Origin of the sequence: Paenibacillus sp. V4I9, from assembly GCF_030817295.1 — a bacterium.
GTDB lineage: Bacteria > Bacillota > Bacilli > Paenibacillales > NBRC-103111 > Paenibacillus_E.
On the sequence record NZ_JAUSZE010000001.1, the window covers coordinates 1,161,650 to 1,178,625 of the forward strand.

Here is a 16,976-nt window from a genome sequence, read left to right on the forward strand (position 1 = left end):
CTGAAGGCAGCGAAGGAGATTTTTTCTCTTTTAGAGTTGAACGATTTGTTTTTGTTTATTTTTGAAATAGACCCAATGTTTGAAGCCGATCTCTTTTAACGTCTTGCTAACTTCTTCCCAATCATCAGCAACTCGGCTTGGCAGATGAGCATCAGAGCCGAAGGTCACTTCAACACCATAATGCAGCGCTTGCTCCAATATTTCATTGGAAGGGTACCAGCCTCCTACGTCCTTCGTTTTGCCGGAAGTATTGATCTCAATCGCTACACCTGCTTCTCCGATGATCTTCAACGTTTCGTTAACCTTAGGTGTGGAGATATCAGAGAAGGCTGGATAGAAGCCTTTCATTGCATCGATATGACCAAGAATATGGAACATGCCGGAACGTGCAGATTTCGCAATAAGGTCATAGTACTCTTCTTTATGCTGGATCTTCTGCTCTTCATTTAGTTTTTTCCACCTGTTGCGATTGAAGATGCTGACACCACCTGATAGATGAACAGAGCCAATAATGTAATCAAAAGGGTATTTCGCATATTCTTGACGATAGATCTCGACATGATCTGGGAAGTAATCAGATTCAACACCGAGAAGTACATCAATTTTACCTTCATATTCTTTTTTTAGTTGCAGAACTTCCTCGATATATCGTGGGAATTCGCTCTTAGCCATGGCGATTAAAGGTTGAGCATGGTCATCTGGGCTTCCAAAATAGGGGGAATGGTCAGAAATTCCGATGACTTGCAATCCGCGGGCAATAGCGGCTTCAATATAGTCGCGAATTTTATCCTGAGCGTGTCCACATCGGTCATGATGGGTATGTAGGTCGAATTTCATCGAAAATAACCTCCTTAGAGTTTTGCTTTAGCAAAACTGACATCGTAAGCATGAACCTTAGAGTTTTGCTTTAGTAAAACTGGCATCGTAAGCTGTAAATCTTATTCTGAGCCGAGAAACTGGGTTTCCGGCATTCCTTTTAGATCACGAAGGAACTGCTGCATCGCAGAATTTAAGTAGCGTCCTGACTTATATACTACACCTACAGGATGCGTAATATCCAATTCGTTCACTTTGACCATTTTCAAAGTTCCATGTCGCAGTTCATCTGCAACAGAAAGCTTGGAGATGATTGCAACCCCGAGATTTAACTCCACCATGCGCTTCACTTCCTCGCTGCTGGATAGCTCCATCACTATATGTGGGGAGACTTCATAGGCTTTGAAGATTTGATCGACGAATCGTCGTCCAGCTGTTTCTGGAGAAAGCATAATGAATGGAATGTTGCGCAGCTTCTCAATGGATAAATGGGCAAAACGGCTAAGTGGATGCGCCGTGGAAACAATCAGCTCGAAAGTATCATAATAAAGCACGGAAGTTTCTAAGGCTTGATTTTTTTCGAACAAATACGTAATTCCAATATCAATTTGACTATTCTCCACTGAGTTCATGATTTGGGAAGAGGTCATCGAGTGAATGGTCGTCTTGATCAGTGGGAATTGGTCTTGGAAATAGGACAGCACCCTCGGCAAAATCTGCATGGCAATCGACGTTGTCGTGCCAATGTGGATATGACCTTGCGGCGTATGATGTAAGTCGGACAATCGCTGCTTGAGATCACTGGCAATCCGCAGCATTTTTTCTGCGTGTTCCAAGAACAGCTTACCACTATCGGTTAAAGTAACAGGCTGATTGCGATCAATGAGAATTGTGCCGAATTCGTCTTCAAGGCTCTTAATTTGCGCGGAAACGGCAGGTTGGGTCAAGTTAAGAATTTCGCCAGCTTTTCGAAAGCTCATTGTTTTGGATATGGTGAGCAATGTTTCTAACTGGTTCATATTCATGAGCATACCTCCTGCTTTTCATAGTAAAGATACAAATAAAATTTATCGGAATTGTAAAGGACATAAAAACCTTTTGTAACCCCATTATATGATAGGAGTAGCGGAATCGGCAACATTTCAGAATAAAGATGGACAACCAAGCACAATCAAGCGTGGAAGTTAGGACAAATATAGCCGATTTTCGTTGCTAATTACTCAAATTTGATTATAATATTTTATATATATTAAATAAACTATGAAGGAGATTCATTTTATGTCGTTAACCCGTAAATCAAATACAACGTGGACCGTTGTGGCGTTGATGTTGGGACTTTTACTGGCTTCGCTGGATCAAACCATTGTTTCAACAGCGATGCCAACGATCGTGTCCAAACTAGGCGGTTTCAGCCAATTCGTCTGGGTTTTTTCTGCGTATTTAATTGCGAATGTGGCTGCCATGCCCATTTTCGGTAAACTCTCCGATATGTATGGTCGAAAACTATTTTTTATTATCGGTATCATTGTATTTATGATTGGCTCAGCCTTATGTGGAACGGCTGGATCGATGACCGAGCTCATCATCTACCGCGCCATTCAAGGTATCGGGGGCGGAGCCCTTATGCCGATTACTTTTGCGATCATTTTTGATATTTTCCCGCCAGAGAAACGGGGTAAAATGCAAGGGCTGTTCGGGGCTGTATTCGGACTATCCAGCGTACTGGGGCCAATCATTGGCGCTTACTTCACCGACCATGTAACTTGGGAATGGATTTTCTTTATTAATCTCCCCCTAGGCATTGTATCCTTATTATTAATCATTTTCTCTTATCACGAATCCGTGGAACACAGTAAGGCGAAAATAGATTGGGGCGGTACTATTTTTCTGACAGCATCGATTATCTCCCTCATGTTCGCATTAGAACTTGGAGGTAAAGAATATGCTTGGGATTCCTTACAAATCATCGGGTTGTTTGCAGGTTTTGCTGTTCTCTTAGGTACATTTATTATGATTGAAAAATATGCAGCAGAACCGATTATCCCACTTGATTTGTTCAAAAATCGGCTATTTAGCGCCAGCATGGGTGTCAGCTTCGCTTATGGTGGGTTTTGATCTCAGCCGGTACATACATACCTTTATTCATTCAAGGTGTATTTGAAGGCTCAGCTACAAGTACAGGCTCTACCTTAACCCCAATGATGCTTGGTGTCGTGGTCAGCAGTGCACTCGGCGGACGCTTCATCGGTAAGTTCTCTTATCGCAACGTCATGCTTTTTTCCATAGTCTTACTGCTGCTGGCAACTTCGCTTTTAGGCGGACTCTCTATCGATTCCAAACGCTGGCTAATTACAACCTATATGATTCTCCTTGGTCTTGGGCTTGGCGCTTGCTTCCCAATTACATCGATGTCTGCGCTGAGCGCTCAAGTCAAAGAAAGCGCACCAGTAGGACACTAGGAGGTTAACATCCATGTCGATGAAGCTCGTCATTCTCGGACTGCTGATGGAAGCCAATCGGCATACCTATGAAATTCGGCAGACGATGAAAGAAAGAGGCATGAACAACTACATGAAGCTGCAAGACGGCTCGCTGTATTATGCGATGGATCAGCTTCACAAGGATGGACTCGTAGAAGCACATGAGGTTGTACGGGATACGAATCGTCCGGAGAAAACGATCTATCAAATTACCGCAGCCGGAAAATTGAAATTTCAAGAATTGTTAGTGGACCAATTGCATGAAGAGATCAAGCACTACCATCCGCTTTATGTCGCTCTGCCTTTCTCCGTGCATGGAGATCAGGCGAAGATTGCCGACATTCTTGAGAATAAGATTTTGGCCCAAAAAATGATTATGAACAAGATGAAAAGCTTGTATGAAGAACACATCTCCATTGTTCCAAGAGTTGTCCTTCAGATGTTAATAGGAACCTATAAGCGGGCATTTAGCGAGTTAAAATGGCTGGAGCAGCTGCAGAAGGATGCCAGAGAGGGCCGCTTGCAAGAGAAGAACTCCCCGCTGGAAGTTGACTGGGACCGTATTGAATAGAAGAAAGCCGCAACTGCTCGTGTTGAGTGGAGTTGCGGCTTTTTATTTGAAAGTGGCGAGGTAACGATATAAAACATCCTTAAAGTAGCTTTTTCTCTCGCTAATCCCACTTTAGCGATGAAAAACATCCTTACTTCAACCCAGCCTCACGCAACTGGTGTAAAACAGCTACTTTAAGTAATATCAGTCTGTGATCAATCAGATACTCTTGTATACCCAGCATGCATTTTGAAGTAGGCACTATAAGCTGCCCATTCCGTTTAACTGCTCGATGAAATGCTGCAAATCATCGCAGATCAAGTCCGGCGTCAAGCCCGCCGACGCCAGCTGCTCTTGCACGTTATCCGCCGTGGCGACACCGGTCAACACGAGCGCCGTGCGGCATCCCGCCAACCTGCCTCCGCGGATGTCGGTATGTACGTTATCGCCGATGACCCAGACATCGGCGGCAGGCAGCCCGAGCCGCTCGATGGCGTAAGCCATGATGATCGGCGAAGGCTTGCCGATCACCACGGGCTCCACACCCGAGGCGGAGGTGATCGCAGCTGCCAGGGAGCCAGCTCCTGGCATAAGCCCACCATCCGACGGCAGCATGCGGTCGGGGTTGGTTAGAACATAGGTCGCGCCATGCTTCAGATGGCGGACCGCTTCGGTCAGCTTCTCGTAGGAGAAGCTGCGGTCAATGCCTTGGACGACGTAATCCGGCGTCGTCCCACCCAATGCGAAGCCGGACGCCTCCAAGGCGATCCGTAGTCCGGCTTCGCCGACCATATGCACGCGGTTACCTCCGCGCTGCTCGGTCAAGTACTGAGCAGCCGCCTGCGCTGACGTATAGACGGCTGCCGCTGGAATCTCTATGCCGAGCTCTAGCAGATGCTCGGCAACCTGCTCTGGCGTGCGAGACGAGTTGTTCGTCACGAGCAAATAAGGCAGTTGGTGCTGCTTTAACCAATGAATGAATGCAGCCGCATGGGGAATCGGTTCATGCCCCCGGTACAGTGTGCCGTCTAAATCAATGAGAAAACCTTTCATCTTGCTAATACTCCCTTTCATATGTTTATTGCGTGGAAGGAAGTGTGATCTCTACCGTCGTTCCTTCTTCTAATTTACTGCTAATTTCCATAAAGCCGCCATGTGCTTCAATAATTCGAAAACAGACCATAAGGCCAAGTCCTGTTCCTTTTTCCTTCGTACTATAAAATGGTTCTCCAAGTTTGGGCAGCCGCTCTGGTGCAATACCGCACCCCTGATCGATAAAACGTATAGTTATGTAGTTTCTGTTATTGTCCAGTAGAGCTTGAATACGCATTGTACCACCTTGTGACATAGCTTCCAACGCATTTTTCATAATATTGATGAAAACCTGCTTAAGCTGATGTTCATCACAGGAGACAGGTGGCAGATCGGGCATAAGTTCTGCTTCAATCTGAATATTCCCAAGCAGTGCTTGAGGTTGAAGGAGTTCAATTGTGCTTGTGACAATGGAATCCAGGGTTTGAGTTGCGAAATGTGTCGCCTGCGGCTTAGATACAAATAAGAACTCATTCACAATAAATTCGATACGCTTTAGTTCATTTTGCATGATCTCTATGTAATATTTCTCTTTGTCATTATTCGTCTTAAGCAGTTGTAAGAATCCCTTCAAAGCCGTTAGCGGATTTCGGATTTCATGTGCAACGCCAGCAGCCAATTGCCCAACCGCTGATAGCTTGTCTGATTTGATTAGCAGCTCTTGCGTCTTTTTCAGCTCGGTAATATCTTTGAAAGTAATAACCGTACCTAGAAGCTGACCTTTGCCCTCAAGCATAGGACTGGACATGTACATGACGGGGAAGGTGGTTTCATCTTTTCTCCAGAACATATCCTCTTGCATATCAGAAAATTCATGATTCAAAATCGTATCCAAAATAGGACTTTCCTCAGGTGGATAAAGAGTACCATCGCTCTTAACGGGTCGAATGAGATTATGAATTTGCCGGCCCAGCATTTCATCTACTTTCCATCCGGTTATAGCCTCAGCGGCCTTATTCCAGAAAATTGTGCGACCACTCATATCAATCCCGTAAATACCTTCCGAAACGGAATTGAGAATGAGTTGATTTTGCTTATACAGCTTATCGATGACCTTTTTCTGTTCCTTGACTTCAGTCAAATCTTTAAGAATGGCGAAGACCCCAACAATACTGCCATCTACCATCGTCGGGACGAACGTTACATTGGATTGGATAGGGTATCCTTTCTGATGTATAAATGCAGCCTCGAAATTTTGCGGCATCCCGGCCGAAGCCACTTGGAAATGATGCAATGCTTTGAGCAGATCGGGCGGATTGATCATAGGAATGAAGGAAGTTAACATCGAGGTCTCATGAGCTAGTCCTAGAAGACTTTCCAAACCATGATTAGCGGACAATACCTCGCCGTCCAAGCTAAACGAGATAATAGAATCAGGATGATTATCATAAAGTGATTTATATCGCTTCGCGGTTTCGTTAATGGAGGATTCTCTTTTTTTAATTACTTTAATGCCAAATAAAGCTAATCCGAGTATGGAGCTAAATAGAATAACATCGATAAATAGACCTATCAATGGGTTATCTTGCACATAAGCAAGAGGATGTATAAAGTAGAAATTTGTCCCAATCAAAAATACGGAAATAATATGATAAACAAGCGCAAGTTGATATAAATTCCAATTTCGAGCAGTAATATGCTGTTTATTCATATAGACTTTCAACGCCCCTTTAAGGAATTTTCTCCCATAAGCTTATCAGGATTCGACACGAATATATATATTCTTCCATATTCATGCTGCAATTTCCTTTGTTCATGAACAATTGCATCGTTGTTCGACAATATAAGTATGAAGGTAGGATGAGTTTGTGTATCTGAGTAGTAGGAACTATTTTATCGAAAAAGACAGTATACTTGTCCTAATTTTTTAGGTATAATGTTGAAAAAGGTCGTTTTTCTGTGGAACTTATTCACAAATGAGATCGGAGCGGAGCTATGAAGGCTGAGTACATTAATCCCTTTTTGGAGTCGGCTAGAATTGTCATCGAGCAAGTTGCTAACATTCGCCCAACAACGGGGCAGCTCGGCGTCAAAGACGTCAAATTTGTGGAGAAGTATATCTGGATACAAATCGGGATGACCGGGCAGATGGAAGGCGATATTGTTTTCGGCTTAGCTGAGGATGTTGCTTTGAAAATGGTTTCTGCCATGATGGGTGGATTTATTATTACAGAAATGGACGAAATGGGTAAGAGCGCCATCTCTGAGCTTGGTAATATGATTAGTGGGAATGCAAGCACGATGCTTTTCAATCAAGGGGTAAGGGTGGATATTACACCACCGAAGATTGTTCAATCTGCAACGGCTGCTGGATTTGTGCCGAAGAAAGCATTGACCATACCTTTGATCATGGATAACATTGGCGAGCTGGATATTCAAGTATTAATCACGTAAGAGACCTATTATAGATACATATGCTAAAATGAACTGGAGTGCTGCTGAAGCGGTATCTCCATTTTTTTTACATAAACTGTGCCATAAGGAGAAGGTAAGCTTGAACATTTCGAACAAAATCGTCTTGATTACAGGAGCTTCGAGCGGCATTGGGGCCGTGATGGCACAGCAATTTGCAGCTAAAGGAGCCATTCCTATATTAACTGCACGCAGTACAAATAAACTTGAAGAAATTGCTTCGGGCTTGCAAGGGCAGCATGCCGTTTACGAGATGGACGTAACGAATACAGAGCAGGTTCATGATGTTGTGGGACAAATTATAGCCAAATTTGGTCGTATTGATATTTTGATTAATAACGCGGGGTACGGGATATTTGAGTCGTTTAGGGAGGCGCCGCTTGCTCATTTTGAAGAAATGATGAATGTAAATTACATGGGCCTAGTCCGCTGTACCCAAGCTGTATTGCCTCATATGTTAAAGGCCGGGAGCGGTCATATCGTGAACGTGGCTTCTATGGCGGGTAAGATCGGTTCGGCCAAATCCACAGGTTATTCCGCGACTAAGCACGCAGTACTAGGCTTCACGAACAGTTTGCGGCAGGAGCTTATAAGAACTGGGATCTCCATAACAGCGATTAACCCGGGACCCATTTCAACTCCTTTCTTTGATAAAGCAGACCCGAGCGGTAACTATGTCAAAAATGTGGCTTGGTTTATGCTTAAACCGGAGAAAGTCGTCAAAGAACTCATACATGCGATAGAAAGAAATATTCCTGAGAAAGATCTTCCTTTTGTGGCTGGAATGGGAATCAAATTATTTCATCTATTCCCGCGAATGTTCGATCGCTTGGCATCAGGCATTTTAAATAAAAAATAAGCGGCTCCCAGTCATAGATTGGGATTCCGCCCGCTTTTTTTCTTTCATTGATGGATGATTCTAAGTCTGTTCTGGCTTTTTCGCCGCTTGTAAGGCCTGGTTCAATTCTCGAATTTCTTCGAAAATGCGACGTACTTCGGCTTTGCCTTCTGGATGCGTTTGATTCCAGTGGGAGGTTAATGCCGGCAGCGACTTATGAACATGATTAAAAAATGCCCAAATCTTAATTTTCTCAAGCATTTCAGGTGAAGTATCGCCCGTGATGAGTTCAGCTGTTTTGAACACTAAGGAATTAAATTCATTCTCAAAATCTGTATTCATAGTTTCATCCCTTCGGATGGAAAATAGGTGGAGTACATTTAGTTTATATGATGATAAGAGAGCTGTCAAAATAGGGGGAACCCATGCCCATTGCACTAGATGATATCCGAGATGGTCAACTATTAGGAAAAGAGCAAATTCGCTGCTTCGTGAAGCATATATCGCTGTATATCCTTACTTATGTTAGTCAAGGCCTAAAAGTGAAAGGCCTTTTAGCCGTTCCAGATGGAACAAGTCCACGACCTGCTGTCATTTACTGCCGCGGCGGCATTAAACGTGTTGGGATGGTTCGTAAACGAAGAATTATATCGATGGCTAAACGCGGCTACGTCGTCTTTGCTCCCTATTATCGGGGGAATGAAGGTGGTGAAGGGCGTGAGGATTTTGGCGGAGAAGACAGGTTCGATTTGTTTCATGCCATTCCAATGGTGCAATCTTTAGAGGAAGTGTTGCCAGGTCCTATACCATTGATTGGATTTTCCAGAGGTGCTGTTATGGCCATGCGTGCAGCCCGAGAGTGCAGCGGGGTTGGCCCTGTTGTCGTTTGGGGAGGTGTAAGTGACATGTTGGATACCTATGAACAGCGTGTAGATTTGCGGCGGATGCTCAAACGGGTTGTCGGACATCCGAAGAAGCAAGTCGAAGCTTACATCGATCGCTCCCCGGCATGTTGGGTAAATGAAATCAACTCGCCCATCTATATTATCCATGGAACGAATGATTCACAAGTGGACATCGGACATGCAAGAAAACTGGCTGACTCTCTGGATCAAGCTGGCAAAGATTACACGATGGCTCTATATACAGGACTAGATCATCGGTTCCCTCGAAAAGAAGATGAAAAGGCTCTGGATGACGTATTTACATGGCTCAATGAAAAGCTTGAACGAAGTAAGCAGGAAGTCTTTTCCAATTAAATTAATTATTATTATTGTTTACTCCCCCTTTATGACCTAAAATAAGGTAGGAACACAATACGTTAGTTCTACCTGGTAGGCTAGGGGGCGTTTAATTCGAAGTCTCTGAGACTGATATTCAGCAGTGATTTTTATACATTAGATAAGAGCGTGCAAGAGCAGATATACCAGGAGTTCTATCTCCTCGTATATCCCATGATTTACTTCATATTAAGGGATCATGCGGCGGTGGAAGACATTATTCAGGAGTCATTTCTTAGGGCTGTTCGTAAAGCGCCTTTATTGACTGAAATTGATAAATATGAAAGCTGGGTTAAGAAGTTAACTCGGAATGTTACACTCAATCATCTTCGTAAGCACAAGCGCAACCGGGATGAGCTGGAAGTTGAACTCATGCTCTGTATCAAGGAAGCGGCACCAACATCTGAATATCTGGTTCCACTGGATCAAGAAGTCGAGCTGAAGCTAATGCGCGAGGCTATTATCACCTACATTAATCAACTTAGCCCCTCTTACAGACAAATTATTGCGATGAAATGGATCCATAATTTATCTTACAAAGATATGGCTAATGAGCTTGGTGTAACGGAGGGAGTCGTTCGACAACGCTTGTTCCGGGCACGTGATGTGATTAAGCAGAGACTGCTTGAAGAGTGGGGATCTGGCGGATAAGAGTCCTTTAGGACTCTTATTTCTGCTTCAGTGGTTGTCGATTTGTATCGTTTTACGGCGTGGCATATAATAAGGACATTAGATTGGATGAGAAAAGGGGTTTTCGTAAATTGAGTACAAGCTTTGAACAACTGCAGATCGCGCAGTCCTATTTAGATAAATTGCAAGAATTAGGGATTGGTGAGCCAACACCGATTCAAGCCGAAGGGATTCCTGTTTTAAAGCAAGGGAAAGATGCCATCATTCAGTCCCAAACGGGTACGGGTAAAACATTAGCCTATTTGCTTCCAGCATTGGAACGAATCGATCCTACGCAAAAACAACTGCAGGTGCTTGTTGTCGTTCCCACCAGGGAGCTAGGTATGCAAATCATGCAGGAAATTGAGAAGTTCACTGAAGGAGGACCGATTCGATCTCAATCTCTTATCGGTGGAGCGGCCATTGTTAGACAAGTAGAAAAGCTTCGATTACACCCTCACATTGTTGTTGGTACGCCGGGTCGCTTGCTTGAACTTATGAAAATAAAGAAGCTAACTTTGCACCATGTGAAAATGGGTATTGTTGATGAAGTGGACCAAGTGTTCGAGCTAGGTTCCATGCAGGATGTTGAAGCAGTCCTTAAAGGGATGCTTAAGTCCAGTCAGATGGTGTTTGTTTCCGCGACGATCCCGCAAAGCACGGAGCAAGCTGCGGGGAGATGGCTCAAAGATCCTGTGATTATCAAAATCAATCCGAATCAACGCACAGCCGAAACATTGGAACACATGTATGTGGTGTGTCAGGAACGTGAGAAGATTGATACGCTCAGAAGGCTTGTACGTCTGATTAAGCCTACATCAGCTATCGTGTTTATCAACGTCACGGACGATATTGCCCAAGTGGTGGGCAAACTCCAATACGTAGGTTTATCTGTTGAAGCCTTGTATGGAGAAGCTAGCAAACAAGATCGGGCCCGAGTGATGGGGAATTTCCGGGATGGGAAATTTCAATTGCTGCTGGCAACGGACGTTGCCGCAAGAGGACTTGATATTGAAGGCGTGACTCATGTCTTCCACTTGGATCCTGCGACCAACGCGGAGTATTATCTCCACCGCGTAGGCAGGACCGGTCGGATGGGCCGCGAGGGCACGACCATCTCTATCGTGACGCCGAAGGAGCAGTTCATTCTCGACAAATTCGAGAAGCAGCTCGGCATCACGATTGCGCCGAAGGCGATGTTCGAGGGCCGGCTCGTCGACCCGGCCCAGGACCGCAGTGCGGCGACGATGCGCAGCCGACGCGAAGCTGCGCGCCCGAGCGGCGCAGCACCTACGCGCAGCTCCGCCGGCGCGCGGGACGCTGCCGCGCCAGCGGGCGCGGTGCGTACTAGTGCCGCGGCGCCTGACGCGCTTCGCCAGAGCAGCGCTGCCCCGGCGAAGCCGGCGGCGCAGGCGAACACGAACAAGGCCGCCGTTGGCAAGACCGTGAGTAAAGCGGAGCGCGAGCGAGATCGCAAGAGCAAGGGCGCTCCTCGTTGGCTCAAAGAAAAGCAGCAGAACAAAGAGTAGCCCTACCTACTAGGGCAACAACAAATTGATCTGCGGGGTGTGAAACGTGCTGAAAAAAATAGTCATTTTCGCCATAGCTGTGGTCATTATCCTTTCGGCTGCACTGGTGATCGCCGTTCGGCATGTTAAACCAACCGAAGCTTTAAACTTAGATTATAAAGAAGTCACAATCAGCAGCAAGATCGCAGACATCGTCAAGAACCGGAATTTTGAGGTACAGCTAACCGAACAAGAACTTAATGATGTGGTAAAGAAGCAGCTAGCTGGTCATCAAGTTCTGCCTAATGATTTTCGAATTGAAGGGGCGAAGCTTACACTTCAAGGTTCAAACCTTGTGGCTGACGTGAATGTGAGGTGGCGGGAGAAGATACCCATCGGTGCCCAGATGATGTTCACCCTTGCTTGGAACCCGCCGAATTTAGTCGTTCAACATCGAAATACGAGTATTAAAGGCATGCAAGTACCAAGTGAATGGGTTCAACTTGCTCCTATCGAACTCCCTATTGAAGATCACTTGCCAAAACTTATTGGTGTGAAGAATGTAATGTTCGAGGAAAAAGCCATCATCGTTCAATTAAAGCCGTTGCGATAACATAGAAAAAGCTGAATCCACTAAGGATTTCAGCTTTTTTTAACTTTATACAGACTTTGAGGTTTGAACGTTCCATCTCCGAGAATATAAAATGATACCTAACACGACACACATGCCAATAAGTACAAACCAAATTGACACGCCTACATGAAATCGGTCCATCCCCCAACCGACACCTAAGGGAAGAATAGAACCTCCTAATCCACCTGCGGCGATAAGCGTACTCGTTGTTTGCTCCGTACGCCCTGGAAGCAGTTGATTCGCATAAATGAGAGCTACTGCGAACATACCGGACATGAATAATCCAAGTAATAGTACAACGGCGAAGCTGCTCCATAGATTCGTGCTAAACACCCAGATAAGTACGGTGAGCAAGCTGCCTGCAAATGAGACCGCCAAGTAACGGAAATAAGTCATTTTCTCGGCAACAACACCTGCAAATAATCGGCCTACAACCATGGCCAGCCAATAGGCTGTTACAGCAAGCGATGAAACGGAGCTGGAAGCATGTAATTGATCGGTAAAGATCGAGGGCAAGAAATTAACGATGGTGTTTTCCATTCCTACATATAAGAAGAAAACTATCATGAGTAAACAAAGAAACGTCAAGGAGCTCTTAGTAAGTACAGGGAGTTTCTCTGTCCGCTTCGAGCGATCCGCTTTGTGAGCTAACAACTCATCATGCTCGCCTAAGGAAAGCTTCGACCAGACAATACACGCAGTGAGTGCGCTTAATCCCAATAGCATAAATCCGTATTTCCATAAACCATTAGCGATCAGGATACTTGATACTATGGGCATAAATAATGCTCCAAGTCCGAAGAAAACCTCGAGCTTGCTGAAAGCAACCGCTTGTTGATCTTTTGCTGCAATTAATACGAAGGTGCTGATGCTGGATTCAACGAGTCCGAAAGCTACCCCGGCTATGAATGACAGACAAACCGCAATGGGCCAAGGAGGTAGCAGAACGATAGTGATCATAGCCAAGAAGAGAAGACCAAAAGCCGTTGTAATGGTACTTCTGCGACTGATCCGACGTATGAGAGATGGCATACAAAGTACACCCAGAAGGAAGCCACCGAATTCCATGAATACAAGTAGACCGCCATCACTGTAACTTCTTCCGTAATGGGTGAGTAATTCGGGTAATACAGCTCCAAAAATAACGTGAGTACAGCCCGTCAATAAGTAAGACAAGCAGGCCATAATTAAGAGTCTCTTCATAAGACAGTGCTTCCTTTTTGATCGGCAGCATATTTCTCGTTATAAGCAAATACATGACCAATGGCTTCTGCAACAGAATCCACATGGTGCAATGCCTTTTGTTTGACCTCCGGATGAGCGCCTTTCATAGCAAAACTATGAGGTGTGATGCCGAACATCGATACATCGTTGAAAGAATCCCCGAAGCAGGCGATCTCTTCTGGCTGCAAGCCCAATTTTTCAATAAGTACAAGCAGAGAGCTGCCCTTTGAAACAGCGAGAGGCATAATATCAAGACAATCTTTGTCGGAAATGAACATTTCTAGCTGATCCCCAAGCTTTTCCTGCATTAGAGCCTTAAGCTCTAAGAGCGTTTCTATTTTTCCAAACATCGAGAACTTACAAACAGCAAAGTCCCCTTTCAAAGACTGCTCCACATCATCTTTTACAATAAAAGGTTGGAATGTTCGAGATTGCACATCATCAGAAGCAGGAGTCAAATTCGTGATATAATTGGCTTCGCCCGAGCAAACGAGCTTGACGAGATCAAAATCCTTAAGAAGCTGGTACACTTGATAAGCCAAATCAGGTTGAAAAAGCTGAGATTTCATGAACGTACCATCCTCTAAGTGGATGAATGCGCCATTTTGTGAGACGGAATAGGCGCGATGACCAATTTCCGCTAATACTTGCTGCATTTCAATGTTCATTCTTCCTGATGCCAAACAAAGTCCAATACCGGCTTCTTTGACTTTCATTAGTGCAGCTAATTCTCTAGAACTGACTTTCTTATTGTGATCGAGTAATGTGCCGTCCAAATCACTTACGATAAGTTTAATCATGTTGGTCTTCTCCTCCTGCTAATACGATTTCAACATCACATGCAAGTAATTTCTCTTTCATTTCAGTGCTTAATGCTTGATCGGTTACGAGGATATCAATACTTTCGAATCCCACGACGCGATGAAACAATCGCTTTCCGAATTTGGAATGATCAGCTAGTACAATAACTTGGTCCGCGTGCTGCATCATGGCTCTCACCAGATAACAATCCTCTTCGTTCGGAGCAGACAGCCCTTCTTCTGTAATTCCACAAGTCCCGATGAGCAGTTTATCGACATGATAGTCATTTAACATCTCGATCGCTTTCGCTCCGTATACACTATGGTGCTTGTTATCTAGTACACCGCCAAGAATATGGATGGTCGTTTCATCTTTACGAGTGAGAATAGCAGCAATTTCAATTGAACTTGTCACGACAATATTCTGTTTGGACCTTAGTGCAGTGGCAGCATGTAGGACTGTGGTTGAGGCGTCCATCATGATATAATCGCCATCTTGAACGAGTGCCGCAGCTGTCTTGCCAATCGTTAGCTTCGAAGAAGACTCTGCTTGCAGCCTTTGATCATAATCTCCAACTTCTTTGGAAAGGGTGGGGAGGATGGCACCGCCGCGCGTTCGAACGATAGTACCTTGCTCTTCGAGTTTTACCATGTCACGTCTAGCTGTGTCCCTTGAAACATCGTATAGCTCACAAATAAGGTCAACGGTAATTCGTTTATTTGATTTTAAGTATTCGACGATTGAAATAAGTCTTTCTTCTTGAAACAAGGGGAATTCACTCCTTTCGCTTAAGTGATTGTAAGTGATAATAAGTATATGACTTATTATAATGCTGATTATGCATTCTTTCAACTAAAAAAAGACCGTGTATTCGCTCAAGGAACGAATGCACGGTTTTCTGATCCATTTATCTGATTATTTAGATGATTATTTGATAGCAGGTTTTTTTCTGGTTTTAATATAGCTAGGATACGTAATTTCTCCGGAGTCAAGCTTTCTAATTTCTTCTTCGTTCCAACCGGTAATTTTATTCGTACCTACTACACCCGTAAGCTTGATTTGATAGTGGTGAGCTAGGTACTGCTGGAGTTTGGCCATTTCATCAGGTTTTATTTCCCTGAGCTTTTGCTTGCCATGCAATTGACCTAATATAACTCCGATAGACTCTGCAGCAAGACTTGTGTTCGGTTGAATTCTTGTGCTTCCATAGGCGATAGCTGATGAGCCTACATTTTTTCCGGCCGCAATGACATTTTCATAATTTTTCAACAAAAAGCTGCGCAGCGGCATGCCGTATTTATCCGGACGTCCCATTTCAATACCCCACTTGTTAGCACTTGTGCCTTGTAAATCAAGCGGATACCCACCAATACTGACATTATCCCAGAACATCGTGCCCGAAAGGAGATCAGATGGTTTTAAAACATAGTCCATTTCATAGTGATTATATTCTCGGACATAGGGATACGTAGGAAATTCACCTAATTCAGCATGTGCCCAACCCGGTAACGTTTTACGAAAGTGATTGAGAATCAAAGGTGTTTCTTTATTACCTAGGCTAACAGCCTCTTGGATGGATTCAGGTTTTGAAGGATCAACGGTATAAACAAGAAGGGCGTTAATTAGAACTTCCCCATCTCGTTGATGCACCGCGTTCAAACCTCTTAGAAAAACTCGATCATTGGAAGGATGATAGGCCTTAGTCATTCCGCTTAGTCCAATAGCGAAGCTATCACTTACATAACCTCCACCGAATTGCTTCGATTTCTCTTCTGGTTTTAATAGATTAAATGCGGTATTAAACTTTTTCCAGTCGACATTTTTGAACTTCATCATCATGCCAGCACTCATATATTCAATCTCTTTTTGACCATAGAACTTCTCAAGACCTGGCAATCGCTTGGCATCTAATCGACTGATTAACGCCGCATAATCACTGTTATCAACCCAATAGGATGCTGTAATTTTCTTCTTTTCATTCTGTTCCGTAGTGTAAACGATAGAAGCGATTTTGTGCATATGATCCGGTGTATTCGTTTGTTCAATTTCATTAATGGCAATACCAGATTCCAAAGGAATATCTTTGATTAATTTATTCATATATGTAGTGAATTCTGGTAGCTTACGTATTTTGGCGTTTCGGAAACCGTCGAATAATTCTTTGACACGGCCTTGTACGAGTAAATGACCTTGATCGTCGCGGGTTTCATCGAGAAATAGCATTTGACTTTGGAGAATCTGACCTCCAAACGCTTTATGAGGATCCAGTACTTTAACCTTCAAGCCTTCATCTGCTGCAGCTCTGGCTAGGTAAAGACCTTCAAGCTCACTGCCGATGACTACTACATCGATGTGCTCAGTAGGATAAGTATTAACGCTCTCATTATTTGTTGGGTCAACAGGCGCTGTGGGTGCTTCGCTAACGATTGGAGTGTCTGGATGCGTGATTGCTGGCGCAGAAACAGCTTCTGGTTCCATGTTCCCTTGCTTATGCCAAACCTTGCTATACGAAATTGCGGACAAAACAATAAGCAGAACGGCTAAAGCGGTAATAAGTTGAACTCGGGGATTCCGTAAACGCATGTGTAAACTCCTTTAGCGATAGTCTGATATGGTTTAAGTTTAGCAGTTTCAAAGTTGATTTAATAGACTGAGAAAATAGCTTGATATAA

General features: G+C 44.2%; 18 protein-coding genes. 9 read left to right on the forward strand and 9 right to left on the reverse strand.

Annotated features, from left to right (window positions below):
- Nucleotides 1–30: 30 nt before the first annotated feature.
- Nucleotides 31–837 carry a histidinol-phosphatase gene (locus QFZ81_RS05700; protein ID WP_307447055.1) on the reverse strand — a complete coding sequence of 269 codons (807 nt, stop codon included), beginning with the start codon at nt 835–837 and terminating at the stop codon, nt 31–33.
- A 101-nt stretch (nt 838–938) separates the two neighbouring features.
- Nucleotides 939–1,841, reverse strand: coding sequence for a LysR family transcriptional regulator (locus QFZ81_RS05705; RefSeq protein WP_307447052.1), 903 nt, complete (start codon nt 1,839–1,841; stop codon nt 939–941).
- Nucleotides 1,842–2,094: 253 nt separating this feature from the next.
- On the opposite strand from QFZ81_RS05705, the gene QFZ81_RS05710 reads away from it, so the two are divergent.
- The 3 genes from QFZ81_RS05710 to QFZ81_RS05715 are packed head-to-tail and all read left to right on the forward strand — an operon-like array spanning nt 2,095 to nt 3,867.
- Nucleotides 2,095–2,931, forward strand: a complete 837-nt coding sequence (locus QFZ81_RS05710; protein ID WP_373463641.1) for an MFS transporter — start codon at nt 2,095–2,097, stop codon at nt 2,929–2,931.
- Nucleotides 2,928–3,275, forward strand: a complete 348-nt coding sequence (locus QFZ81_RS37245) for an MFS transporter (RefSeq protein WP_373463642.1) — start codon at nt 2,928–2,930, stop codon at nt 3,273–3,275. The genes QFZ81_RS05710 and QFZ81_RS37245 overlap by 4 nt, the downstream gene beginning before the upstream one ends.
- 13 nt (nt 3,276–3,288) lie before the next feature.
- Nucleotides 3,289–3,867, forward strand: coding sequence for a PadR family transcriptional regulator (locus QFZ81_RS05715; RefSeq protein ID WP_307601882.1), 579 nt, complete (start codon nt 3,289–3,291; stop codon nt 3,865–3,867).
- A 240-nt stretch (nt 3,868–4,107) separates the two neighbouring features.
- Here the strand turns inward: QFZ81_RS05715 and QFZ81_RS05720 are convergent, their stop codons facing one another.
- Together QFZ81_RS05720 and QFZ81_RS05725 are read right to left on the reverse strand one after the other, a co-directional pair.
- Entirely contained in the window at nt 4,108–4,899 is a 792-nt protein-coding gene (locus QFZ81_RS05720; RefSeq protein WP_307601883.1) for a TIGR01457 family HAD-type hydrolase, read from the reverse strand.
- A 25-nt stretch (nt 4,900–4,924) separates the two neighbouring features.
- The gene (locus tag QFZ81_RS05725; RefSeq protein ID WP_307447038.1) at nt 4,925–6,589 is read right to left on the reverse strand and encodes a PAS domain-containing sensor histidine kinase; all 1,665 of its coding nucleotides are present in this window, start codon (nt 6,587–6,589) and stop codon (nt 4,925–4,927) included.
- Between the two features lie 284 nt (nt 6,590–6,873).
- Here QFZ81_RS05725 and QFZ81_RS05730 point away from each other — a divergent pair, with 284 nt between their 5' ends.
- Both QFZ81_RS05730 and QFZ81_RS05735 read left to right on the forward strand, forming a co-directional pair.
- The gene (locus QFZ81_RS05730) at nt 6,874–7,332 is read left to right on the forward strand and encodes a chemotaxis protein CheX (protein ID WP_307447034.1); all 459 of its coding nucleotides are present in this window, start codon (nt 6,874–6,876) and stop codon (nt 7,330–7,332) included.
- Nucleotides 7,333–7,432: 100 nt separating this feature from the next.
- Nucleotides 7,433–8,209: an SDR family NAD(P)-dependent oxidoreductase gene (locus QFZ81_RS05735; protein ID WP_307601885.1), complete on the forward strand. Its 777-nt coding sequence runs from the start codon at nt 7,433–7,435 to the stop codon at nt 8,207–8,209.
- A 60-nt stretch (nt 8,210–8,269) separates the two neighbouring features.
- On the opposite strand, the gene QFZ81_RS05740 is transcribed toward QFZ81_RS05735, so the two are convergent.
- The gene (locus QFZ81_RS05740) at nt 8,270–8,530 is read right to left on the reverse strand and encodes a DUF2573 family protein (RefSeq protein WP_029197400.1); all 261 of its coding nucleotides are present in this window, start codon (nt 8,528–8,530) and stop codon (nt 8,270–8,272) included.
- 83 nt (nt 8,531–8,613) lie between these two features.
- Between QFZ81_RS05740 and QFZ81_RS05745 the strand changes: the two genes are divergently transcribed.
- The 4 genes from QFZ81_RS05745 (at nt 8,614) to QFZ81_RS05760 (ending at nt 12,258) form a co-directional block, all read left to right on the forward strand.
- Nucleotides 8,614–9,447 (forward strand): alpha/beta hydrolase family protein, encoded by an 834-nt coding sequence (locus QFZ81_RS05745; RefSeq protein ID WP_307447027.1) that lies wholly within the window; start codon nt 8,614–8,616, stop codon nt 9,445–9,447.
- A gap of 150 nt (nt 9,448–9,597) precedes the next feature.
- Nucleotides 9,598–10,119 (forward strand): RNA polymerase sigma factor, encoded by a 522-nt coding sequence (locus QFZ81_RS05750; RefSeq protein WP_307447024.1) that lies wholly within the window; start codon nt 9,598–9,600, stop codon nt 10,117–10,119.
- 110 nt (nt 10,120–10,229) lie between these two features.
- Nucleotides 10,230–11,666, forward strand: a complete 1,437-nt coding sequence (locus tag QFZ81_RS05755) for a DEAD/DEAH box helicase (RefSeq protein ID WP_307601887.1) — start codon at nt 10,230–10,232, stop codon at nt 11,664–11,666.
- Between the two features lie 46 nt (nt 11,667–11,712).
- Entirely contained in the window at nt 11,713–12,258 is a 546-nt protein-coding gene (locus tag QFZ81_RS05760) for a hypothetical protein (protein WP_307601889.1), read from the forward strand.
- A 45-nt stretch (nt 12,259–12,303) separates the two neighbouring features.
- Here the strand turns inward: QFZ81_RS05760 and QFZ81_RS05765 are convergent, their stop codons facing one another.
- The 4 genes from QFZ81_RS05765 to QFZ81_RS05780 all read right to left on the reverse strand — a co-directional run bounded on the left by QFZ81_RS05765 (nt 12,304) and on the right by QFZ81_RS05780 (nt 16,887).
- Nucleotides 12,304–13,482 carry an MFS transporter gene (locus QFZ81_RS05765; RefSeq protein ID WP_307447015.1) on the reverse strand — a complete coding sequence of 393 codons (1,179 nt, stop codon included), beginning with the start codon at nt 13,480–13,482 and terminating at the stop codon, nt 12,304–12,306.
- Nucleotides 13,479–14,303, reverse strand: a complete 825-nt coding sequence (locus tag QFZ81_RS05770) for an HAD family hydrolase (RefSeq protein WP_307601891.1) — start codon at nt 14,301–14,303, stop codon at nt 13,479–13,481. Before QFZ81_RS05770 ends, QFZ81_RS05765 begins: the two co-directional genes overlap by 4 nt.
- Nucleotides 14,296–15,072 (reverse strand): DeoR/GlpR family DNA-binding transcription regulator, encoded by a 777-nt coding sequence (locus QFZ81_RS05775; protein ID WP_307447009.1) that lies wholly within the window; start codon nt 15,070–15,072, stop codon nt 14,296–14,298. The genes QFZ81_RS05770 and QFZ81_RS05775 overlap by 8 nt, the downstream gene beginning before the upstream one ends.
- A gap of 159 nt (nt 15,073–15,231) precedes the next feature.
- Nucleotides 15,232–16,887, reverse strand: coding sequence for an FAD-dependent oxidoreductase (locus tag QFZ81_RS05780; protein ID WP_307601893.1), 1,656 nt, complete (start codon nt 16,885–16,887; stop codon nt 15,232–15,234).
- Nucleotides 16,888–16,976: the final 89 nt, after the last annotated feature.